We start from the raw sequence: 21972 nt of genomic DNA on the forward strand, positions 1-21972 counted from the left end.
AACGTGGCAACGAACTCTTGTCAACGTTGTCAACGCTACTTATAGTCCGTGGCACCTCTCGGTCGGTGATCCGCCAGTCCACGCAACGTAAACGGAGGTGACCTTCGTCATGAACACGGAGTCCCACAACAGCGCTGGCCCGCGCGAGCAGTACGAAGATGTCGAAGACGTCGTCCGGTACCAGTTGACCCGGCGAAGCATGATCGGTGGAGGTGCCGCCGCGCTGACCGCCTTCCTGGCTGCCTGTTCCAGCGGCGGCTCCTACTCCGACAAGCCGGCCAACAGCAACAAGCCGGTCGCCACCAAATCCATCCAGATCGGCAAGGCCAACATCCCCGTCCCGCGGGACCAGACGGTGATCGTCGGGCAGGTCGAGTACACGGTCTTCGACAGCTTCAACGGGATGATCCCCAACGGATCTCCGGGCGGCGCCGGCGTAGAGCTGGCCACCGAGCCGCTGTTCTTCCTCAGCTTCGCCACCGGCAAGCTCACGCCGTGGTTGGCGACCGAGTACAAGTACAACGACGACCACACCGAGCTGACCCTGAAGTTCGACCCGAAGGCGCACTGGAACGACGGGAAGCCGCTGGGCGCGAACGACTTCAAGTTCACCGTCATGGCGCTCAAGGACCGGCCCGACCTGTTCGGCGGCGGCGGCGACCTGAAGGAGTTCGTCAAGACGGTCGAGGTGCCGGACCCGCAGACGGCGGTGGTCAAGCTCCTGAAGCCGACGCCGCGGTTCCACTACAACTTCATCGCCGCGATCGCGGGCGCGCCGAACAACATCATGCCCGAGCACATCTGGAAGTCGCAGGACCTGACGAAGTTCAAGGACAACCCGCCGGTCCGCTCCGGCCCGTACAAGCTGAAGCAGGCGATCCGGAACCAGAAGATGTTCGTCTGGGAGAAGGACCCGAACTACTGGAACAAGGACAAGCTCGACGTCAAGCCGCAGTACGTGATCTTCCAGAGCACCTCGAAGCAGCTCGACCAGGCATCGCTGGCGTTCGAGCGGGCCGAGTTCGACGTCGGCTCGATCGACACGCAGCACGCCACGCAGCTGGCCAACACCGGCTACCCGAACCTGGTCACGACGCAGTTCCACGACCCGAACCCCCGGGTGATGTGGCTGAACTGCGACCCGACCCGGGGCGTGATGGCCGAGGAGAAGATGCACTGGGCAATCAACTACTGCCTCGACCGGGAGAAGATCGGTACGTCGGTCTGGGACGTCAAGGTGCCGCCCGCGATCTACCCGTGGGCCGACTACCCGACCAACGACAAGTGGAAAGACGACGAGCTCGCAGGAAAGTACAAGTTCGAGTACAGCCTCGACAAGGCGACCCAGCTGCTCGACGAGATCGCGCCGAAGAACGCGGCCGGCAAGCGCACCTACAAGGGCAAGGAGATCAACCTCGAGATCATCACGCCCGCGCAGGTCGACAAGGCCGAGTACGCGATCGCGAACGTGCTGAAGACCGACCTCGCCAAGGTCGGGGTGCCCTGCACCCTGCGCAGCCTGTCCGGCAGCGTGCACGACGAGAAGTTCCAGCGCGGAGAGTACGACATCGACTCGAGCTGGGCCGGGTTCGCCATCGACCCCGAGCAGCTGTACACCGACTGGGAGAGCACCAAGGCCCAGCCGATCGGCAAGAACGCCGCCGGTAAGAACAAGATGCGCTTCAAGGACCCGGCGTTCGACGCGATCTCCCAGAAGCTGTCCGGGATGGACCCGGACAGCGAGGAGGCGAAGCCGCTGCTGAAGCAGGCGCTGGAGATCTACTTCCAGAAGCTGCCGCTGCTGCCGGTGATCCAGACCGGGTACCCGCAGTTCTTCAACACCGCCTTCTGGAAGGACTGGCCGACCGACGACAACCTCTACGAGGTGCCGCTGAACTGGTGGCCGCACTTCACCCTGGTGCTCGGCAAGATCTCGGCCACCGGCCAGAAGGGACCGGCGTGACGGCGGATGCCCCGCCGGTGGTAGCAGTCGACAAGAGCCAGGATTCCGCACCTTCTCGGGGGGTGCGGGCCTGGCTGTCGCGGCATCCGCTGGCGGCGTACGCGATCCGAAGAGTCGGGATCTACTTCGTGGAGCTCTGGGGAGCGCTCACCATCGCGTTCTTCTTCTTCCGTCTGATCCCGGGCGACCCGGTCCAGACGCTGATCCAGACCCTGCAGCAGAACTACATGTACAACCAGCAGGCGAGCACCGAGCTCATCGCCCGCTACCAGCAGGAGTTCGGTCTCACCGGGAACATGTTCTCCCAGTACCTGAAGTACATGGAGAAACTCGTTCTGCACGGCGATCTCGGCCCGAGCCTCATCAACTACCCGACGCCGGCCCAGGACGTGATCCTGAGAGCGTTGCCCTGGACCATCGGTCTGCTCGGGATCTCGGCGGTGCTGTCCTGGATCCTCGGCGTGATCCTCGGCGCGATCGCGGGCTGGCGGCGCGGGAAACTCGGTTCCGCGATCGCGACCAACCTGTCGATCGCGCTCTCCCACGTTCCGTACTTCTTCGTCGCGCTGATCCTGGTGTACATCTTCGCGTACTCGATGGGCGTGCTGCCTGCGAGATCGGCGTACGACTCCAATATCAGTCCCGGGATCTCGCTGGAGTTCATCGGCAGCGTGCTCAAGTACGGGTTGCTGCCGGGGCTGTCGATCGTGGTGATCGGGACGCTCAGCTGGATCCTGTCCACCCGGATGCTGATGGTTCCGGTGCTCGGCGAGGACTACCTGGTCTACGCCGAGGCGAAGGGCCTGAAGGGCTGGCGGATCCTGACCCGGTACGCGCTGCGGAACTGCTACCTGCCGCAGATCACCGCGTTCGGCATCTCGCTCGGCTTCATCTTCAACGGCAACGTGCTGGTCGAGCAGCTGTTCAACTACCCGGGTCTCGGGACCACGCTGGTCACCGCGATCCAGCAGCTCGACTTCAACACGATCCTCGGGGTCACCGACATCGCGATCTTCTCGGTGCTGACCGCCGTACTCCTCCTCGACCTCCTGCTCCCGCTGCTGGACCCGCGGGTCAAGTACTGGAAGTAGTGATGACGATGAGATTTCTGAACGCGGTGCTGCGGACGATCCGGAACAGCCGGCGGTTGGCGGCCGGGTTGGTCATCCTCGGGGTGATGGTCCTGCTGGCGTTGTTCAGCCCGTTGATCGTGAACGCGATCGGGGGTGGCAAGGATCCGATCGAGGTGGCGGCGTACGAGAAATGGCTGGTGCCCGGAGCCGGGCATCTGCTGGGCACCGACCAGTTCGGCCGGGACGTGTTCGCGATGGTGATGAAGGCGCTGTCCGTCTCGCTCCAGATCGGAGCGATCGCGGGCATCATCTCCACCGTCGTGGGGGTGATCGTGGCGTTCGTGGCCGGCTACAAGGGCGGCTGGATCGACGGCATCCTGTCGACGTTCACCGGGATCCTGCTGGTGATCCCGACGTTCCCGTTGCTGATCGCGCTCTCGGCGTACGCGAAGAACGTGACGCTGTTCCAGGTCGGGGTGATGATCTCGATCTTCGCGTGGCCGTTCGCGGCCAAGACCATCCGTTCCCAGGTGCTCAGCCTGCGGACCCGGCCGTACGTCGACCTGGCGCGGGTGAGCAAGGCCCGCGACATTGAGATCATCGTCACCGAACTGCTGCCGAACCTGCTGCCGTTCATCGGCGTCGGGTTCGCATCGTCGGCGCTCGGCGCGATCTTCGGCCTCGTCGGTCTGGAGGTGATCGGGCTCGGGCCGGGCGGTGTCGTCGACCTCGGCCAGATCATCTACAACGCGATCACCACCGGCGCGCTGACGCTCGGGGCGTGGCCGATGTTCGTGGTCCCGATCGTGCTGCTGACGCTGCTGTTCGCGGCGCTGAACATGGTCAACATCGGGTTGGAAGAGGTCTACAACCCGCGGCTGAGAGGAGTGGCCGGTGAATAACGTCCCTGGGAATGTTTCCGAGAGTGTCCTGGAGATCAAGGGGCTCGAGGTCGTCTACTCCACCAACCGCGGCGACGTGAAAGCGGTCCGCGGCATCGATCTCGACGTACGTCGCGGTGAGATCCTCGGGATCGCGGGGGAGTCGGGCAGCGGGAAGAGCACGCTCGCGGTCGCGCTGCTCCGGCTCCTGAAGGCGCCGGGCAAGGTGACCGGCGGCTCGGTGCTGTTCAACCCGGCCGGCCGTTCGCCGGTGGACCTGCTGAAGGTCCACGGCGAGGAACTGCGGGTACTGCGGTGGAGCGCTCTCTCGTATCTCCCGCAGGGCTCGATGAGCTCGCTCAACCCGGTCATGCGGGTGGAGGACCAGTTCAAGGACGTGATCCTGGAGCACGCGCCGGAACGCAAGAGCTCCCTGCACGAGATGATCCCGCGGCTGCTCGCGCAGGTCGGTCTCGAGCCGCGGGTGGCCCGGATGTACCCGCACGAGCTGTCCGGCGGGATGAAGCAGCGGGTGCTGATGGCGATCGCGGTCGCGCTCGAACCCGACCTGGTGATCGCGGACGAGCCGACCACCGCGCTGGACGTGACGATCCAGCGGGTGATCCTGCAGTCGCTCGCGGATCTGCGCACCGACTTCGGGGTGACCCTGATGGTGATCTCGCACGACATGGGCGTGCACGCACAGCTCGCGGACCGGGTCGCGGTGATGTACGAGGGACAGCTCGTCGAGGTCGGCGACGTACGGCAGGTCTTCAAGGACCCGCAGGACGCCTACACCCGGCAGCTGATCGAGTCGATCCCGAAGCTCGGACGGAGGGCATCATGAAGTCGGAGCTCGAGCTTCGTGGCGTACAGCAACGGTTCCACGCTCGTGGGGTCGCCGACGGTTACATCACCGCGGTGGACGACGTGAGCTTCAGCCTGGCCGCGTCGCCGCCGCAGATCGTCAGCCTGGTCGGCCAGAGCGGCAGCGGGAAGAGCACGATCGCCCGCAACGTCCTCGGCCTGCAGAAACCCACGGCCGGATCCGTGCTGTACGGCGGGAAGGACATCTTCAAACTGAGCCGGGCCGAGTACGACGAGTACCGGCGCGACGTCCAACCGGTGTTCCAGGACCCGTACGCGATCTTCAACCCGTTCTACCGGGTCGATCGCGTGCTCTGGAAGGCGGTGAAGAAGTTCAAGCTCGCGGACACCCGGGCCAAGGGCCTCGAGCTGATCGAGGAGTCGTTGCGCGCAGTCCGGCTGGAGCCGGAGAACGTGCTCGGCCGGTACCCGCACCAGCTCTCCGGCGGTCAGCGGCAGCGCATCATGCTGGCGCGGGTCCACATGCTGCGCCCCTCGTTCATCATCGCGGACGAGCCGGTGTCGATGCTGGACGCCCAGGTGCGCAAGCACTTCCTGGACATCCTGCTCGACTTCCAGATCAAGCACGGGATGACGACGCTGTTCATCACCCACGACCTGTCCACGGTCTACTACCTCGGCGGCGAGGTCATGGTCATCACCAAGGGCGAGATCGTCGAACGCGGCCCGGTCTCCACGGTGATGCACGAGCCCTCGCACCCGTACACCAAGCTCCTCCTCGACTCCATCCCCCAACCCGACCCCGACCAGCGCTGGACCAGCCGCATCGCCGTCGACGAACTGGAACGCCTCGACGACGCGAACCCGGCCGCCGACACAAAGCCGGAGGCGCCGATCATCTAGGACGCACTCCCGACGTGCACAGGAACTGGTAGAACCACGCGGTGAAGGACGGATCGGTCATCAGCTCGCGGTACCGTGCGAGCTCGTCCGGGGTGGCACCCGCCGCCAGCAGGAGAGGCTCCGCCTGCTCGTTGAGGTTGCGGTGCAGGAGGCAGCCGTCGGTGCCACCCGCCGTCGTCTCGGAGTACTCCATCGTGTGTACGTCGGTCAGGCCGGCGGCGGTCATCCGGGCCGCAGTGCCGCCCGCCCAGGTCAAGCTGATGCCGCCGGCCGGGCCGACGACCTCGTGGGAGAGGTACTGCATCCGCGCCCAGAGCGCCCGGTCCTCGGCGCTCGGCGCCGAGATCGGATGCAGTCGGCGGCCGGTGAAGTCGCCGATGACGAGCAGCCCGCCAGGCGCGAGCGCGTTCACCAGTTCGGCGAAGATCTGCTCGCGCTCGGGAATGTGCATGAGGACGAGCCGGGCGTGGATCAGGTCGAAAGGGCCGTCCACCCCGAGACCGTCGCGGACATCGTGTTTGCGGACCTCGACGTTCGCCGCGAGATCGGTGAGCTGTGCGGTATCGATGTCCACGGCAACGACCTCGCCGGTGCGCGCGGCCAGCCAGTTCGCGATCCGGCCGGAGCCGGCGCCGATCTCCAGGCAGCGTGCGGTGGGAGACAGGCCGCGGCGTTCGAGGCACCAGTGGGTCGGTGCGTCGATCAGGTTGCCGAGGTGGTCGAGATGGTGCCGTCCGAGCTCACTGCCGGTGTCGAAGATGTAGTTCATCCCAGCAGCGTCACGCGGCCGGCGTACCGCCCGCATCCGGGATCATCCGGATCGCGTCAACGCCCAGGCGACCACCTCGTAGCGGCTGGTGAGATCGAGTTTCTGGCGGAGGTGCTCGAGATGCGTCTCGACGGTACGGCGCGAGATCGTCAGGGAACGCGCGATCTCGTCGTTGCTCAGCCCCTGGCCGGCCAGGTCGGCGACCTCCAGTTCACGGCGGCTCAGTGGGCGGTCGTCGACCGTCGGCGGGGCGAGCGCCTCGACGATCAGATCGTCCTGCGACAGTTCCCGGCCCGCGGCCATCAGACGGGCGGCCCGCCGTACGCCGATCTGGCGGCGTAGCCGTTCGACCGTGGCGTCGCAGAACGTCGTCATGGTTCCGGACATCCGGCCGCCACGCCGGCTGAGGGCGGTCGCGGCGCCGGCGAGCCGGAGCGCGGCGCGGGTCCGGCCCTCGTTCGCGGCCAGGCTCATGCTCGCCCACAGCCAATCGGGGTCTTCGATCAAGCCGGAGGCCGCGCGGATCTGGTCGACGACCGCGTCGAGTTGATGCCGGTGCGCGTCGACATCGCCGGCTACCGCGGCGGAGAACGCGATGCCGAGCCGGGCGTTCACATTCATCGCGGCGCCACCGCCCGCCAGGCTGACCTCGAGCGCTTCGCGGTAGTGCGTCTCGCCCTCGGCCCAGCGGCCGTTCTCGAACAGCGTCAGACCGAGTACGGTCAGCGCCCAGCCGCGGCCGCGCTCGTCGCCGGAGCGGGTGAACATGCCGATGCTCTGCTCGCACAGTTCGACTGCCCGGCCGGTGTCGCCGCTGGATGCCGTCGCCAGCGCGAGATCTCGCAGGCTGCGCGCCGAACCGTTCTGGTCGCCGAGTTGCCGGCGGAGTGTGAGGCTCTGGTGGTAGGCGCGCCGTGCGGCCGGGTAGTCGCGTTGCCGCCAGGCGAGGCGGCCGAGTCGCGCGAGCGCGGCGGCCCGGACTTTCGGCTCGGCCGGCGCATGGCCGAGGTACTGCTCGATGCGGGCCCGGGCTTCGTTGACCTGGCCGCGGTGCTCGGAGTAGTAGCCGAGCGCGGTGGACAGACGCAGGGCGAGATCGTTGGGCCGGCTGCCTGCCCAGGCCAAGGCCGCCAGGAGATTGGCTTCCTCGCGTTGGAGGTCGACGAGCGCCGTCGCCCGATCCGGTCCGCGGAGGCGGGCGTCGCCACGACGTACCACGGCCAGATAGTGACGGGCGTGGCGGTCGCGTACGGCGTCCTCGTTGTCGAAGACTGCGACGGCGTACTGGCGGACCGGCTCCAGGAGCCGGAAACGCAGGCGGCCGTCGGGGAGGGATTCCGTGAGTACGAGGGAGTGATCGACGAGGGCTGCGAGGGTGGTGAGGAGGTCGTCGTCCAGCCCGGCGACCGCTTCGAGGGCGTCCAGGTCGAAGCCGCCGGCGAACACCGCGAGACGTCCGAACAGCTGTTGCTGCGGAGGTTGCAGGAGACGGTAGCTCGCGTCGAGCGCGGCGCGCATCGTTGCTTGTCGTCCGTGGCGCTCGTTCAGGAGCGGAGTGAGGCGGTCGAGGACCTGATGTGCGGAGAGGACGCGGATCCAGGCGGCGGCGAGCTCGACAGCAAGGGGGAGCCCGTCGAGCTGGCGGCAGATCTGGCGGACGGTGGGGCTGTCGTCGCGTGGGAAGTCCGCGTTGACGAGGCGTGCGCGGTCGATGAAGAGCTCGGTCGCGGTGCGGTCCGGCAGTGGTGGCAGCCGGTAGACATGTTCCCCTGGTGCGGCGAGCGGGACTCGGCTGGTGGCGAGGACTCGCAGACCTGGACAGTCGGCGAGCAGTTGCACGACGTACGCCGCTGCCTCCGACGCGAGATGCTCGCAGTTGTCGAGAATCAGCAGCAGGTCGGATGTCGGCCTCAGCACCTCACCCGGCCGGAGCCCGAGCGCCCCCGCGACTCCGCTCGCCACGGAGTCCGCCGCAGCGAGCTCGACCAGCACAAGGGACGAGTCCTGCTGGGCCGCGTATTCGCGGACGAGTCTGGTCTTCCCCGCTCCGGGTGGGCCTGCAATCGTCACCAGCCGGGACCCGTTGAGCAAGCGGCCGACCCGATCGAGCTCGGCGTCCCGTCCGAAGAAGCGGGTCAGCGCCACGCCGCTTCTGCCCGCGCCGACCCGCGCACGCCCGCCTCCGCTGGGCGCGGTGGTGAGCAGGTTGTGATGGAGGGTCTGTAGCGAGGGTGATGGATCGGTGCCCAGCTCGTCGGTGAGGTGTTGGCGGAGGGCACCGTAGCGTTCCAGGGCCTCGGCCTGTCGGCCGGCGTCGCGGAGGGCGGTGAGAAGCCTTAGCCACAACGTTTCCCGGAGCGGGTAGCGCGTGGTGAGCTTCTGGAGGTCGGTGATGTCGGCGTCGGTTCGCTGTTCCCAGGCGGTGAGGTAGCGCTCGACGAGCGCGGGCGTCTCGTGCTCGTCGAACCACGCAGAGAGCGCGCTCCCGAACGGATCTCCGCGCCACAACGCCAACGCCTGCACGGGTTTGCCGTCGTCGAGCAGCCGATGGAAGCGCAGTACGTCGACACTCTCCACCGGCACGTCGAGGCGGTAGCCCGCTGGCTCGGTCGTCACCGCGTCGTCGCCGAGCACGCGCCGCAGTCGCCCGACGTACGTCTGCAGGCTGCCGCGCAGGCGCTGCGGCGGATCGTCGGCCCACAGCGCGCGACCGAGACCGTCGAACGAAACCGTCCGTCCGCAGTTCAGCGCGAGCATCGCCAGCAACGCCCGGACCTTGCGGCCCGGAACCCGAACCACCCGCCCGTCCCGACGGATCTCGAACGGGCCGAGCAGCCGAATGTCGAGATGTCCCATCTCACCCCCGAGAGATACGGCCACCCACTCTACCGATCCACCGGGTCGTCCCCGATTGACAGCGAACTGGCAGCGGCCGTCCGTACGGTCTCTTCCTGAGCGGGCGAAGGCCCGGATCGGGGGGATCATGCCAAGCGGGACAACAGTCCTGTCCTTCTGCCTGGCGGCTCTGGTGGTGCTCGTCGTACCAGGGCCGTCGGTCGCCTACGTGGTGGCGTGCAGCCTGCGCCACGGCCGCACAGCTGGCCTCGCATCCGTGCTCGGCCTGGAACTCGGCGCGCTCGTCCACGTCGTCGCGGCCGCCGCGGGACTGGGTGCGGTACTCACGTCGTCACCTGACCTGTTCCGGCTGATCAGGTATGCCGGTGCCGGCTATCTGCTCGTGATGGGAGTACGCGAGTTCCGTCCGCCGAGCGACAATGCACCCAAGCACCGTGCCCTGCCGAGGAGCTGTCTCCGGATGATCCGCGACGGCATCTTCGTCGACCTGCTGAACCCGAAGACGGTGCTGTTCTTCCTCGCGTTCCTTCCACAGTTCGTCCGTCCGGCGGAGGGGTCCGGACCGACACAGATCCTCGTCCTCGGTGCCTGCTTCGTCCTCCTGGCCGCCGCCTGCGACGCAACCTACGCCACGATCGCCGGCACCCTGGCCCCCCGGATCCACCGATCCCCGCAAGCCCGACGCAGAATCAAACAGACGACCGGAGGCGTCTATCTGGCCCTTGCCGGGCTCGCGGTGGTGTCCTAGACGGTCTTGATGGCGGGGTCGCTGAGGCTGGGGGTGCCGGTTTCTACGTGGCCGGCCAGGCGGCGGAGGTAGGTCGCGTCGGTGGCGGTGGTGATCGAGACGTCGTACCAGCCGTTGGTGGTGGTGATGGTGCGGGTGGTGGTGCCCTTGAGTAGGTCGAGGTTCTGGGTGGTGCCGGCGTACGTGTTGGTGATCGTGATGCGGCGGGCGATGTCGGAGGTGAAGGTGAGTACGACGTTGCCGGTGGCGGCGTTCTCGCGGGCGGTGAGTTCCAGGCCGGTTGCGGGCTTGCCCTTGAAGGTGCGGAGGAAGCCGTTCGGGCCGTGGACGGTGAGGTCGGTGACGCCGGCGGAGTAGATCGGGTTCCAGCTGTCGGCGACGGTCTTGCCGGCCTCGGTGGTGTACGTCCACGGGCCGTCGGTACGGTTCGCGGACGTGATCAGGAACTGCGCGCCCGCGCGCGCCCCGGAGCTGAACGTCAGCCTGTACTTGCTATCGGCAACGGCTCCGTCGACGACCGGTGCGTAGGGCAACGGCCGGGTACGGCGGCGGCCGCGTTCCTGCGCCGGGATCTTGCCGACCGCGGGCGGCGTCGGCACGTAGTCCGGGTGCCGCTTGTTGTCCGGCGGCTCGTACGCGCTCGTATCCGGGAGAGTGACCGGCTGTGTCGCCGCCGTACCGAAGTCGAACGCCGACGTCAGGTCGCCGCAGATCGCCCGGCGCCACGGCGAGATGTTCGGTTCGTGGACGCCGAAACGGGACTCCATGAACCGGATGATCGACGTGTGGTCGAAGACCTCGGAGCAGGTGTAGCCGCCGGTGCTCCACGGAGACACCACGAGCATCGGCACCCGCTGGCCGAGGCCGTAGGCGCCGTGGGCGGCCTTCGATCCGGTGTACAGATCGGGGTTCGGGTCGACCGTCGACAACCCTTGGTTGGCATCCATCGGCGGGTACGGCGGTACGACGTGATCGAAGAAGCCGTCGTTCTCGTCGTACGTGATGAACAGCGCGGTCTTGCTCCACACCTCGGGGTTCGCGGTGAGCGCGTCGAGGACCTGCGAGATGTACCAGGCGCCGTAGTTGGCCGGCCAGTTCGGGTGCTCGGTGAACGCCTCGGGCGCCGCGATCCAGGAGATCTTCGGCAGCCGGTTGTTCTGCACGTCGGCGGTGAGCTGGGCGAACAGGCTCTCGCCGGCCTTCGCGTTCGTGCCGGTGCGAGCCTTGTCGTACAACGGGTTCCCGGGCTGCGCGGTGCGGTACTTGTTGAAGTACAGCAGCGAGTTGTCGCCGTAGTTCCCGCGGTACGCGTCGTCGATCCAGCCCCACCCGTGGTCGCCGTCCAGGCCGTCACCGATGTCCTGGTAGATCTTCCACGAGACACCGGCCTGCTCGAGCCGTTCCGGGTACGTCGTCCACCCGTAGCCGGCCTCGTCGTTGCCGAGGACCGGGCCGCCGCCGGTGCCGTCGTTACCCGTGTAACCGGTCCACATGTAGTAGCGGTTCGGGTCGGTGGAGCCCATGAACGAGCAGTGGTACGCGTCGCACACCGTGAACTTGTCCGCGAGCGCGTAGTGGAACGGGATGTCCTCCCGGGTCAGGTACGCCATCGTGGTCGACGTCTTCGCCGGGATCCACTGGTCGTACTTGCCGTTGTTCACCGCGAGATGCGCGTCGGACCAGCTGTGCGCGAGGTCCTGGATGAACTGCATTCCGAGGTTGTCGGCCTCCGGCCGGAACGGCAGGATCTCCTTGCCGAGGGCACTCTTCTGGTGCCACACCGACTGTCCGCTCGGCAGTGTCACCGGTCGCGGGTCACCGAACCCGCGGACGCCGTTCAGGCTGCCGAAGTAGTGGTCGAACGACCGGTTCTCCTGCATCAGTACGACGATGTGCTCGACGTCCTGGATACTGCCGAGCCGGCGGTGCGCGGGGATCGCGGCGGCCTGCTCGATGCTGTTCGCCATCGCGGCGAACGCAGCCGACGCTCCGGCCATTTGCAGGAACCTACGGCGATTGATATCTGGCATGCGAGTCTCCTAACGGGGCGGATGGAGTCTGAAACACCAGGACTGCAACGCAGGCACCTTAGCCTGAACGATTAACCGACGGAAGATGAACTTTCCTGTCCTCAACTTGTGATTTTCAAACCGTTGTGAACGGCGGGCCTGGAGTTCGATCACCGGGGCGATTGCTCTCGGCGACGTTCGGCGGAAGACTGGATCAGCGCGGCCTGGGGGACTCGGGGTGGGGGAGGCTGCGATGGCTGGGCGGGCGCTTTTCGGCGCCAGGGAAACAGAACACGAGCGGCTTCAGGGCGAGCTGACGATCCTGACCGAGCAGTTCGCGGCAGCCAACGAAGTACTGTCCGCGGTCGGTCGCTCCGCCGGCGACCCGGACGCGGTCCTCACCACCATCGTCGAGAGCGCCTGCCGGCTCTGCCGCTCGCAAGCCGCGCAGCTCTACCTGTTCGAGGACGGCTACTACCGGTTGTCCAAGGCGGTCGGCATGTCGGCGGAGTCGATCCGCTACCTCACCGAGCACCCGATCCCGATGGATCGCGGCTCGCTGGTCGGCCGGGCCGGTCTGGAGCGCGCCACCCAGCAGATCCCCGACGTACTGGCAGATCCGGACTTCAACCGTCAGGACCTGCAGCGGGTGGCGGGGTTCCGCACCACCATGGGAGCGCCGATGCTCGTCGACGACGAGGTGGTCGGCGCGCTGGCGGTCTGGCGTAACGAGGTCATGCCCTTCAGCCAGGGTGAGCAGAACCTCGTGACAGGGTTCGCCGGGCAGGCGGCGATGGCGGTCAACAGCGTGAAGCTCGTCCAGCAACTGGAGGCTCGAGGTGCCGAGCTGGCGCGAAGAGTCGGCGAGCTCGAGGCGCTGCGCGAGGTCGGCGAAACAGTCAATTCCAGCCTCGACGTCTCCAAGGTGCTGTCGACCATCGCCAAGCACGCGGTCGAGATCTCGGCCACCGACGGCGGCTCGATCATGGAGTACGACGAGGGCGCGCGGTGTTTCCTGGTCCGTAGCGTCTACCAGACCGATCCGAGTGTGATCGAACGGCTGCGGACGACCCGCATCCACCTCGACGAGACCCTGGTCGGCCGCGCGGCCAAGGTCGGCCGGCCGCTGGCGGTCTCCGATCTCGACGCGGCGGAACTCGATCCACACCTGTCGGTCCTGTACGACGCCGGCTGGCGTTCCCTGGTCGCCGTACCGCTGCTGCGCGGGGGACAGATCGTCGGCTCGCTGGTCGTCCGCCGCAAACGACCGGGCGAGTTCTCGGCCGAGACGCTGACGCTGCTGGAGATGTTCGCCGACCAGTCGACGCTCGCGCTGCTCAACGCTCAGCTCTATCGCGAGTTGACGCAGCGTAGCGCGGAGTTGGAGGTGGCCAGCCGGCACAAGTCCGAGTTCCTGGCCAGCATGTCGCACGAGTTGCGGACGCCGTTGAACGCCGTCCTCGGTTTCTCCGAAGTCCTGCTGGAGCGGATGTTCGGCGAGCTCAACGAGCGGCAGGAGGAGTACCTGCGCGACATCCACGGCTCGGGAAAGCATCTGCTCGAACTGCTGAACGAGATCCTCGACCTGTCCAAGGTGGAGGCCGGGCGGATGGAGCTGGAGTACTCGACGTTCCCGTTGCGCCGCGTGCTCGACAACACTGCGGCAATGCTGCGCGAGCGGGCCACCGTGCACGGCATCGACCTGCGGGTCGAGGTCGGGCCCGGCATCGACGAGGTGTACGCCGACGAGCTGCGACTGAAGCAAGTGGTGCTGAACCTGACGACCAACGCGGTGAAGTTCACCGGCGACGGCGGGTCGGTGGTGGTGCGGGCGACCCGGTCCGGCGCCGAGGTGCACATCTCGGTCACCGACACCGGACGCGGCGTACCGCCGGAGGACCGGGAGCGGATCTTCGAGTCGTTCCAGCAGGGCGGCCGGGGTCCGTCGCAGGAGGAGGGCACCGGACTCGGGCTGACCCTGTCGCGGCGGATCGTCGAGCTGCTCGGCGGGCGGATGTGGCTGGACAGCGAGGTCGGGGTCGGCAGCACGTTCGGATTCTCCTTGCGGAGCAGGGCGAACGAGCACCGGCCGGACACCACGACGTCCGTCGGCGATGTGGTCGTCATCGAGGACGATCGCCCGTCGATCGACCTGATCACCGCCTACCTGACCGGTGCCGCGCTGCGCGTGACGGTGGCCGAGGACGGTCAGTCCGGGCTGGACGCCGTACGACGGGTCCGGCCGGCTGCTGTCCTGCTGGACATCCGGTTGCCGGGGATCGACGGGTGGGCGGTGCTGCAGGCGCTGAAGGCCGAGCCGGAGACCCGCGACATCCCGGTCGTCGTGGTGTCGATCGTGGACGAACAGGCGCGCGGTGCCGCGCTCGGTGCCGCCGCCTATCTGGTCAAACCGGTCAGCAGGGACGCTTTGCTCCGCGCTCTCCGAGCAGTCGGGGCCACAACCGAGGGGGATGCTCGATGAGCTCAGGCCGGATCCTGGTAGTGGAGGACAATCCGAAGAATCTCAAGCTGGTCAGGGATGTGCTGCGATTCTCCGGCTACGAGGTGATCGAGGCGACCTCGGGTGAGGACGGCGTCCGGCTGGCCGCCTCGGAGCGGCCGGACCTGATCCTGATGGACCTGCAGCTGCCCGGCATCGACGGCGCCGAGGCATTGCGCCGGATCCGCGCCGGTGAGCGGGCGCACGCCGTGCCGGTGGTGGCGGTGACCGCGTTCGCGATGGATCACGACCGGCAGAAAGCGTTCGACTCCGGGTTCACCGGGTACGTCGAGAAGCCGATCAGCGTGCGCCGGCTGCCGCAGCAGGTGAGGGACTTCCTCCGGCTGGGCGGTGCGACATGACTGCCGCGACGACCAGGGTGCTCGTGGTCGACGACCAGCCGCCGAACGTCCGGCTGCTGGAGGCGATCCTCAGTCCGCGCGGGTACGACGTACTGACCTCTCCCTCGGGCGAGCAGGCGCTGGAGCTGATCGATGCCGGGGACATCGATCTCGTCCTGCTCGATATCCTGATGCCGGGGATGGACGGGTACGAGGTGTGCCGGCGGATCCGGGACCAGGTGAACACGGCGTACCTGCCGGTCGTGATGGTGACGGCCAGCGGCGACGAACAGAAGGTGAAGGCGCTCGAGGCCGGGGCGGACGACTTCCTCACCAAGCCGGTCAACCAGAGCGAACTGCTCGCCCGGGTGGCGTCGCTGGCCCGGATCAAGCGGTACCAGGACACGATCAAACGCCAGGCCGCCGAGCTGACCGCGTGGAACCAGCAACTCGAGTCACGGGTCGAGAGCCAGGTGTCGCAGCTGCAGCGGATGGGCCGGCTGCGCCGGTTCCTCAGCCCGCAGCTGGCCGAGCTGATCGTGGACTCCGGTGACGAGTCGTTCCTGGCCAGCCACCGGCGCGAGATCGTCGTGGTCTTCTGCGACCTGCGCGGGTTCACCGCGTTCGCGGAGGCGAGCGAGCCGGAGGAGGTGATGGGCGTGCTGGCGGAGTACCACCACGCGCTCGGCGACCTGATCTTCCGGTTCGAGGGAACGCTGGAGCGATTCGCGGGCGACGGACTGATGGTGTTCTTCAACGATCCGGTGCGCTGCGAGGACGGCCCGTTGCGGGCGCTGCGGATGAGCGTCGCGATGCGGACCCGGGTCCGCGGGCTGGCCGAGACGTGGAGCCGTCGTGGGCATGACCTGGCGCTCGGGATCGGGGTCGCGCAGGGCTACGCGACCCTCGGGACCATCGGGTTCGACGGACGGCTCGACTACGCGGCGATCGGGAGCGTGACCAACCTGTCGGCGCGCCTGTGCGCCGACGCCGAACCCTGGCAGATCCTCGCCACCGAACGGGTCTACGCCGCCGCCGGTGACGTGGTGATCGGCGAGGACGCCGGACTCCGCCAGGTCCGCGGGTTCAGCCGGAATGTGCACGCCTACAGCATTCGTGGTCTCGACAACTCACGGATCGTGTCATGACCGGCGACCTGTGGACCTCTCCGGGCGAGGCAGCCCGTGGACTGTCCGCTCTGACCGAGGACGAGCGGTACCGCCGCTTCGACGAGTTGCAGGCGCGAATGGCCGGGGTGTGGGAGGCGATGCGGCTCAACTACCACGACGAGTCGGTGGTCGTCGTACCGTCGCTCACGCTGGACAAGACCGAGGCCGCCGGGACCGGAACGGCCATGCAGGCCTACGAGGAGCGGTTCCTCTTCCTGCTCATCCTGTTGCGGGAACCGCGGCTGCGGATGGTCTACGTGACCTCGATGCCGATCGCTCCGGAGATCATCGAGTACTACCTGTCCTTGCTGCCCGGCGTGATTCCGAGCCACGCGCGCGCCCGGTTGTCGCTGATCTCGGTCAACGACGCGTCGCCGATCCCGCTCAGCGAGAAGCTGCTGGCCCGGCCACGGCTGCTGCGCCGGATCGCCGCGCTGATCCCGAACCCGTTCCGATCGCACCTGATTCCGTACAACACGACCGAGCTCGAACGCGATGTCGCGATCAGCCTCGGGATCCCCATGTACGCCGCGGATCCGCGGCTGGCGCCACTGGGCTCGAAGTCCGGCTGCCGCCGGTTGTTCGCGGAGGTCGGCGTACCCCATCCGCTCGGCGTGGAGAACTTGCACAGCCTCGACGAGCTCGCCGACGCGCTGGTCTCGATGCGTGCCGAGCGGCCCGGGATGGACAGCGCGATCGTGAAGCTGAACGAGGGCGTGTCCGGCGAGGGCAACGCGGTGGTGCGGCTGAAAGGGCTCCCGGCGGCCGGATCGGCGGGGGAGCGGGACGAGCTCCTGCAGCGGCTGCGCGAGATGGAGCTGGAGTCCGTGACGACCCCCTTCGAGGTGTACGTCGCCAAGTTCGCCGAGAACGGCGGGATCGTCGAGGAGCGGATCGTCGGCGCCGAACTGCGGAGTCCGAGCGTCCAGCTCCGGGTAGTACCAGGCGGTGCGGTCGAGTTGCTGTCCACGCACGACCAACTGCTCGGCGGCGCGAGTGGGCAGAGCTACCTGGGCTGCGTGTTTCCGGCGGCGGCGGAGTACGCCCGGATGATCACCGAGCATGCCGCGACGATCGGCCGGCGGCTGGCGGATCAGGGTGCGCTCGGACGGTTCGCGATCGACTTCGTCGTGGTGCGCGATGCCGCCGGCGGATGGACGCCGTACGCGATCGAACTGAATCTGCGCAAGGGCGGGACGACGCATCCGTTCCTGACGCTGCAGTTCCTGACCGACGGGAGGTACGACCCACGCACCGCGCTCTTCGTCACGTCGTTGGGTCAGGAGAAGCATCTGGTCGCGACGGATCACCTCGAGTCGGAGCTGCTCAAGGGGTTGTCGCCGGCCGATGTGTTCGACATCGTGGCGCGGCACGGGCTGCACTTCGACCAGTCGCGGCAGGTGGGCATCGTGTTCCACATGATCAGCTGTCTGACCGAATGCGGCCGGCTCGGGCTGACCGCGGTAGGGAACACGCCGGCGGAGGCCGATCGCCGGTACCGTGATGCTTCCCGCATTCTGCTGGCGGAGGCGGAGCAGGCCTTCGTGGAGCAGCCGCTGCCGAGCTGAGAGGTGCGATGGAGCGAGTCTGGTACGTCGCCTACGGTTCCAACCTCGCTCTCGACCGATTCCGCTGCTATCTGGCCGGCGGCCGGCCTCAGGGTGGCGCGCGCGTCTACGCCGGCTGCCGCGATCACAGCGATCCCCGGCGAATCGCCGGTGTCCACGTGCCCGGCGGGCTCGTGTTCGCCGGCGAGTCGCGGGTCTGGGGTGGTGGCTCGGCTTTCTACGACCACGCCGCAGCCGGGTGTGTCGCCGGTCGGGCCTATCTGCTGACGGCGGACCAACTGGGCGATGTCGCCGCCCAGGAGATGCGCCGGGAACCGGGCGGCGAGTTCGCTCGCGAGCTGGCCGCGCTGCTGCCGGACGTGAACGTGCTCCACACCATGGGGCCCGGCCGCTACGAGACCGTCGTACGCCTCGGCGAACGCGACGGCCTGCCGATGTTCACGGTCACGCATGACCCGGCTGCCGGCCTCGAGGCGACCGCCCCCACGGCGCCGTACCTTCGCTGGATCGCAGCCGGGCTGATCGAGGCGCACGGCTGGGAGGTGTGGCAGGTGGTCGACTACCTGCACGCGGTGCCGGGCGTCCAACTCGGCTGGACGCCCGGCGCGCTGCTGTCAGCGCTTAACGGCTCACGGCTTGACGGCGATGCAGGTGGCGGTGGCTGACTTGGTCGGGTCGCTCTCGGAGGTGGCGGTGAGGGTGATCTTGGCGAGCGGGCTGGTGCCGGCCTTCGTGTAGACGGGGACCGTGACCTGCTGGCCCGCGTTCGCCGTGGCGAGCGCGTTGGGCAGGGCGATCGGCCAGCCGTTGGACTTGGCGGACAGGCGGTAGACGTCGCCCTTGACGTACTGCGTGACGTCCTCGGGCTGCGTCGACGACGTACCGGCCGTGCCCGTGTTGGTGAGGCTGAAGTTGCAGGTCTGGACGCCGCTGCGGTCCGGCTTCGCGACCGTGGGCAGCAGCCGTACGCCGCGTCTCTGCAAGCCGGCGCCGTCGAGCGAGCGGATCGCGACCGTGTACGACAGCTCGCCCTTCGCGTTGCGGTGCACGTTGGTGATGTAGAAGTGCAGGCGGTTCGCGGTGTCGGTGTACTCGTACTCGCTGCCGGAGTTCGTGCCGGCGTGGAACAGCGCGTCGGACAACTGCCGGTAGTCGCCGATCGTGATCGGGACCTTCGTGCCGTCGGGCAGCACGTAGTCGGTCAGGTTGATGTCCTGCGGGTTCGCGTCGACGACCCACTCGAACGGCGCGCGGTCCTGGTTCTTGGTCTTCGCGAGCAGTACGCCGGCATCGGGTGTGAACGAGTCGGTGCCCATCCGGTCCACGACCTCGACCGTGTAGTTCTGGTACCCGCGGCCGTCGCACATCGGATCCTTCGTCGCATCGCACGGTGCGTCGAGATCACCCGCGCCGCCGAGTTCGATGTTCACCCCGGACAGGTCCTTAGCGCCCGGGTTCACGCTGCGCGCCTTGACGTTCGCGATCACCACACCCGATGTCGCGAGTGCCTCGCGGGAGAGTCTGAGCACGTTCTGCTCGTCGACCATCTCCAGCTTGATCTTGTTGCGCAGCATGTGTTGCGCGCCCATCGACGCGCCACCGGTCGCCGGGATCATCCAGCGGCTGTGCGGGCCGCCCGGGCCGTTGAAGCTACCCCGGCTGAGCATCTCCCAGATGCCGGTGTACGCGCGTCTCGGCGGGACGCCGTACGGGTTGTTGTAGTTGTCGCCGATGCCGAGGATGTGGCTGAACTCGTGTGCGAACACGGCCATCCCGGAGCTCTCCGCCTGGGTGGACGAGCCGCCGCCGGCGTTCGGCCAGATCGACGAGCCGGCCGCCCACGACGTCCAGTCGACGTACCGGGTCTCGGACCAGTTGCGTTGAGCGGGATCCGGCCCACCGAACTCCTCGGTGACGTCCTCCTTGGTCGGGAACTTCATCATCCCGAACTCCTGCCAGGTCGACGACTCGTCCTGACCGGCGCTGAGGAAGAACACGAAGTCGTACCCGGCCGGTACGTCGGGACCTTGGTCGGCGACCCAGGCCGCCTGGCCGTCGGTGCGGATGTTCCGCGAGCAGTCGTCACCGGCCGGGCAGTCCTCGTCGCTCTGGAACTCCATCGCGTACTCGTGCGACTTGCCCGGCATCCGGTACGGCCCGAACGCGGTGAGGTCGACGCCGTACCGGCCGCCGGAGTCCTCCATCCAGTACTCGTGCAGCGTGTGACCGTGGTTCAGCGGCTCCGGGGTGTTGAGGAAGTTCTTGTAGAACTGCGCGGTCTGATCCCGCGGTACGCCGTTCGCCGCGGCACTCGGGTTGCCGAACGCCGTCGACCCCTTGGGCTTGGTGATGACGAAGTCCTGGTTCGGGTAGTCGAGCAGCACCAGTGCGCCCTTGAAGGTCCGCTCCGACCCCTTCACCGTGGGGTCGGCCCAGTTGGTGCCGGGCGGTTTGACGTAGTCGTCCCACGTCATGTGGTCCGGGTTCTCCCAGTTCTGCGGGTCGATCGGGCCCGGTAACCCACTCGACAGGGTCTTCGCGACCCGCGTGTCCGGCCCCGACTCCTGCCAGGGCTGCTTCTGCGGCCAGTGCGGGTACTGCCAGGCGTTCACGGGGTCCGGGGGAGCACCCGGTGCGGCAAGCGCCATCGACGGCACCGAAACAACGGCCAGCACTGCGACCAGCCGCACAACACGACGAAACTTCCGTTGCTCAGACACGGGCGGGCATCCGATCAAAGAGGCGGGACAACGGGACCAGCCATGAGCATGCCCCCAAGACGCCAATGTCACAACCGCACACGGCGCGCTGCCCAAGCCGTCTTTGAGCCCCCACCAACCATTCCGCGGCCCTCGAAACGGTTGGTGGGTGCCCAAAGTCGGACCGGCGACGGATCGAGGGGATGCTGTATACAGTATGGTGGCAGTTCTTGGATTTGGAGGAGGTTGCCGATGTACTCAGTCACCGATCCGGCGCGTGGGGTGTTGGTGGAGGAAGTGGCGAACTCGACGGAGGAGGAGGTACGCGCGGCGATCGGGCGGGTGCATGCGGCGTACCCGGACTGGCGACGGCGGACCGTGGGGGAGCGAGCGGCGATCGTTGCGCGGGCGGCGGACCTGTTCGTGGAGCGGGCCGACGAGCTCGCCGCGATTATGACCCTCGAGATGGGGAAGCGCGTCAACGAGGGCCGGGGCGAGGTCGGCATCGTGGTCGACATCTTCCGGTACTACGCGGAGCGCGGACCGGCGTTGCTCGCGGATGAACCGATCGACCTCAAGGATGGGAGGGCCGTCATCACCAAAGGGCCGATCGGCGCGTTGCTCGGGATCATGCCGTGGAACTTCCCGTGCTACCAGGTCGCCCGGTTCGTCGCGCCGAACCTGGTCCTCGGGAACACGATCCTGCTCAAGCACGCCTCGATCTGCCCGCGGTCGGCGCGCGCGATCGAGGAGATCCTGCACGCGGCCGGCGTACCGGAGGACGTCTACGTGAACACGTACGCGTCCAGCCGGCAGATCCCCGCGATCCTCGCCGACCCGCGGATCGCCGGCGTCTCGCTGACCGGCAGCGAGCAGGCCGGGATCTCGGTCGCCGCCGAGGCCGGGAAGAACCTGAAGAAGACCGTGCTCGAACTCGGCGGCTCCGACCCGCTGATCATCCTCGACACCGACGACCTGGACGAGACCGTCAATGCCACCGCGACCGCGCGGATGCGGAACTGCGGCCAGTCCTGCAACGCCCCGAAGCGGATGATCGTCCTCGCCGGCCTGTACGACGAGTACGTCGACCGGCTGACCAAACGCGTCACGGAGTACTACGTCCCCGGCGACCCGGCCGACCCCTCGACGAAGCTCCCGCCGCTCGCCTCGGCCGCAGCCGCGGACGAGGTCGCCGCCCAGGTCGCGAAGGCGGTCGAACAAGGCGCGACGCTGCGCGCCGGCGGCCACCGGATCACGCCCGGCGCCTACCTCGAGGCGACCGTCCTCACCGATGTCACGCCGGAGATGGACGCGTACTACGAGGAGATCTTCGGGCCGGTGGTGATCGTCTTCGAAGCTGCGGATGAGGACGACGCGGTCCGGCTGGCCAACGACACCCCGTTCGGCCTCGGCGCCTCGGTGTGGGGCACCGACCCCGACCGCAACCGCCGCGTCGCCGACCGCATCGACGCCGGCATGGTGTACCTGAACCGCGCCGGCGGCTCCCAGGCGGACCTCCCGTTCGGCGGCATCAAACGCTCCGGCCTCGGCCGCGAACTCGGCCCGGCTGGCATCGAGGAATTCATGAACAAGAAGTCCATCCGGCTGGGGTGACAGGAACCGGCCAGCGCGCCGCGGGGGGAGGTCGACGACGCCACAGTTGTG

At 67.7% G+C, this 21972-nt stretch carries 16 protein-coding genes; 12 read left to right on the forward strand and 4 right to left on the reverse strand.

Going from position 1 to position 21972, the window contains the following annotated elements:
* Positions 1–109 precede the first annotated feature (109 nt).
* From EV649_RS37930 to EV649_RS37950, 5 genes are all read left to right on the forward strand, one after another.
* A complete protein-coding gene (locus tag EV649_RS37930) occupies positions 110–1963 on the forward strand; it encodes an ABC transporter substrate-binding protein (RefSeq protein WP_130388528.1) in 1854 nt (617 codons plus the stop codon).
* A 62-nt stretch (positions 1964–2025) separates the two neighbouring features.
* Positions 2026–3054 carry an ABC transporter permease gene (locus EV649_RS37935; RefSeq protein WP_241999180.1) on the forward strand — a complete coding sequence of 343 codons (1029 nt, stop codon included), beginning with the start codon at positions 2026–2028 and terminating at the stop codon, positions 3052–3054.
* An 8-nt stretch (positions 3055–3062) separates the two neighbouring features.
* Entirely contained in the window at positions 3063–3938 is an 876-nt protein-coding gene (locus EV649_RS37940; protein WP_241999181.1) for an ABC transporter permease, read from the forward strand.
* Positions 3931–4764, forward strand: coding sequence for an ABC transporter ATP-binding protein (locus EV649_RS37945; RefSeq protein ID WP_130388531.1), 834 nt, complete (start codon positions 3931–3933; stop codon positions 4762–4764). Before EV649_RS37940 ends, EV649_RS37945 begins: the two co-directional genes overlap by 8 nt.
* Complete coding sequence (locus tag EV649_RS37950) at positions 4761–5648, forward strand: ABC transporter ATP-binding protein (RefSeq protein WP_130388532.1); 888 nt, start codon at positions 4761–4763, stop codon at positions 5646–5648. Before EV649_RS37945 ends, EV649_RS37950 begins: the two co-directional genes overlap by 4 nt.
* Here the strand turns inward: EV649_RS37950 and EV649_RS37955 are convergent.
* Together EV649_RS37955 and EV649_RS37960 are read right to left on the reverse strand one after the other, a co-directional pair.
* Positions 5641–6417, reverse strand: a complete 777-nt coding sequence (locus EV649_RS37955) for a class I SAM-dependent methyltransferase (protein ID WP_157996389.1) — start codon at positions 6415–6417, stop codon at positions 5641–5643. The two genes, EV649_RS37950 and EV649_RS37955, sit on opposite strands and share 8 nt — an antisense overlap.
* Before the next feature lie 42 nt (positions 6418–6459).
* Positions 6460–9273, reverse strand: coding sequence for a BTAD domain-containing putative transcriptional regulator (locus EV649_RS37960; RefSeq protein ID WP_198682916.1), 2814 nt, complete (start codon positions 9271–9273; stop codon positions 6460–6462).
* 127 nt (positions 9274–9400) lie between these two features.
* Here EV649_RS37960 and EV649_RS37965 point away from each other — a divergent pair, with 127 nt between their 5' ends.
* A complete protein-coding gene (locus EV649_RS37965) occupies positions 9401–10021 on the forward strand; it encodes a LysE family translocator (RefSeq protein WP_157996390.1) in 621 nt (206 codons plus the stop codon).
* Here EV649_RS37965 and EV649_RS37970 read toward each other — a convergent pair.
* Positions 10018–12051, reverse strand: coding sequence for a phospholipase C, phosphocholine-specific (locus EV649_RS37970; protein ID WP_130388536.1), 2034 nt, complete (start codon positions 12049–12051; stop codon positions 10018–10020). The genes EV649_RS37965 and EV649_RS37970 overlap by 4 nt on opposite strands.
* A 232-nt stretch (positions 12052–12283) precedes the next feature.
* Between EV649_RS37970 and EV649_RS37975 the strand changes: the two genes are divergently transcribed.
* From EV649_RS37975 to EV649_RS37995, 5 genes are read left to right on the forward strand one after another with little or no spacing between them, the layout of a single operon-like run.
* Positions 12284–14512 (forward strand): GAF domain-containing protein, encoded by a 2229-nt coding sequence (locus EV649_RS37975; RefSeq protein WP_130388537.1) that lies wholly within the window; start codon positions 12284–12286, stop codon positions 14510–14512.
* The gene (locus EV649_RS37980; protein ID WP_130388538.1) at positions 14509–14892 is read left to right on the forward strand and encodes a response regulator; all 384 of its coding nucleotides are present in this window, start codon (positions 14509–14511) and stop codon (positions 14890–14892) included. The genes EV649_RS37975 and EV649_RS37980 overlap by 4 nt, the downstream gene beginning before the upstream one ends.
* A complete protein-coding gene (locus EV649_RS37985) occupies positions 14889–16019 on the forward strand; it encodes an adenylate/guanylate cyclase domain-containing response regulator (RefSeq protein WP_130388539.1) in 1131 nt (376 codons plus the stop codon). The genes EV649_RS37980 and EV649_RS37985 overlap by 4 nt, the downstream gene beginning before the upstream one ends.
* Entirely contained in the window at positions 16016–17608 is a 1593-nt protein-coding gene (locus EV649_RS37990) for a peptide ligase PGM1-related protein (protein WP_130388540.1), read from the forward strand. The genes EV649_RS37985 and EV649_RS37990 overlap by 4 nt, the downstream gene beginning before the upstream one ends.
* 8 nt (positions 17609–17616) lie before the next feature.
* Positions 17617–18273, forward strand: a complete 657-nt coding sequence (locus tag EV649_RS37995) for a histone deacetylase (protein WP_130388541.1) — start codon at positions 17617–17619, stop codon at positions 18271–18273.
* On the opposite strand, the gene EV649_RS38000 is transcribed toward EV649_RS37995, so the two are convergent.
* Positions 18238–20298 (reverse strand): M6 family metalloprotease domain-containing protein, encoded by a 2061-nt coding sequence (locus EV649_RS38000; protein ID WP_241999183.1) that lies wholly within the window; start codon positions 20296–20298, stop codon positions 18238–18240. The genes EV649_RS37995 and EV649_RS38000 overlap by 36 nt on opposite strands.
* A gap of 261 nt (positions 20299–20559) precedes the next feature.
* On the opposite strand from EV649_RS38000, the gene EV649_RS38005 reads away from it, so the two are divergent.
* Positions 20560–21921: an NAD-dependent succinate-semialdehyde dehydrogenase gene (locus tag EV649_RS38005; protein ID WP_130388542.1), complete on the forward strand. Its 1362-nt coding sequence runs from the start codon at positions 20560–20562 to the stop codon at positions 21919–21921.
* Positions 21922–21972: the final 51 nt, after the last annotated feature.

Origin of the sequence: Kribbella sp. VKM Ac-2569, from assembly GCF_004216905.1 — a bacterium.
In the GTDB taxonomy this organism is placed as follows: Bacteria; Actinomycetota; Actinomycetes; order Propionibacteriales; family Kribbellaceae; genus Kribbella.

What these genes read in the sequence shown, in the direction of transcription:
- EV649_RS37975 (WP_130388537.1), top strand. Translation starts at nt 12,284, where the DNA reads ATGGCTGGGCGGGCGCTTTTCGGCGCCAGGGAAACAGAACACGAGCGG.
- EV649_RS37960 (WP_198682916.1), bottom strand. Translation starts at nt 9,273, where the DNA reads ATGGGACATCTCGACATTCGGCTGCTCGGCCCGTTCGAGATCCGTCGG.
- EV649_RS37995 (WP_130388541.1), top strand. Translation starts at nt 17,617, where the DNA reads ATGGAGCGAGTCTGGTACGTCGCCTACGGTTCCAACCTCGCTCTCGAC.
- EV649_RS37970 (WP_130388536.1), bottom strand. Translation starts at nt 12,051, where the DNA reads ATGCCAGATATCAATCGCCGTAGGTTCCTGCAAATGGCCGGAGCGTCG.
- EV649_RS38005 (WP_130388542.1), top strand. Translation starts at nt 20,560, where the DNA reads ATGTACTCAGTCACCGATCCGGCGCGTGGGGTGTTGGTGGAGGAAGTG.
- EV649_RS37950 (WP_130388532.1), top strand. Translation starts at nt 4,761, where the DNA reads ATGAAGTCGGAGCTCGAGCTTCGTGGCGTACAGCAACGGTTCCACGCT.
- EV649_RS37985 (WP_130388539.1), top strand. Translation starts at nt 14,889, where the DNA reads ATGACTGCCGCGACGACCAGGGTGCTCGTGGTCGACGACCAGCCGCCG.
- EV649_RS37940 (WP_241999181.1), top strand. Translation starts at nt 3,063, where the DNA reads ATGAGATTTCTGAACGCGGTGCTGCGGACGATCCGGAACAGCCGGCGG.
- EV649_RS37965 (WP_157996390.1), top strand. Translation starts at nt 9,401, where the DNA reads ATGCCAAGCGGGACAACAGTCCTGTCCTTCTGCCTGGCGGCTCTGGTG.
- EV649_RS37980 (WP_130388538.1), top strand. Translation starts at nt 14,509, where the DNA reads ATGAGCTCAGGCCGGATCCTGGTAGTGGAGGACAATCCGAAGAATCTC.
- EV649_RS37955 (WP_157996389.1), bottom strand. Translation starts at nt 6,417, where the DNA reads ATGAACTACATCTTCGACACCGGCAGTGAGCTCGGACGGCACCATCTC.
- EV649_RS37930 (WP_130388528.1), top strand. Translation starts at nt 110, where the DNA reads ATGAACACGGAGTCCCACAACAGCGCTGGCCCGCGCGAGCAGTACGAA.
- EV649_RS37990 (WP_130388540.1), top strand. Translation starts at nt 16,016, where the DNA reads ATGACCGGCGACCTGTGGACCTCTCCGGGCGAGGCAGCCCGTGGACTG.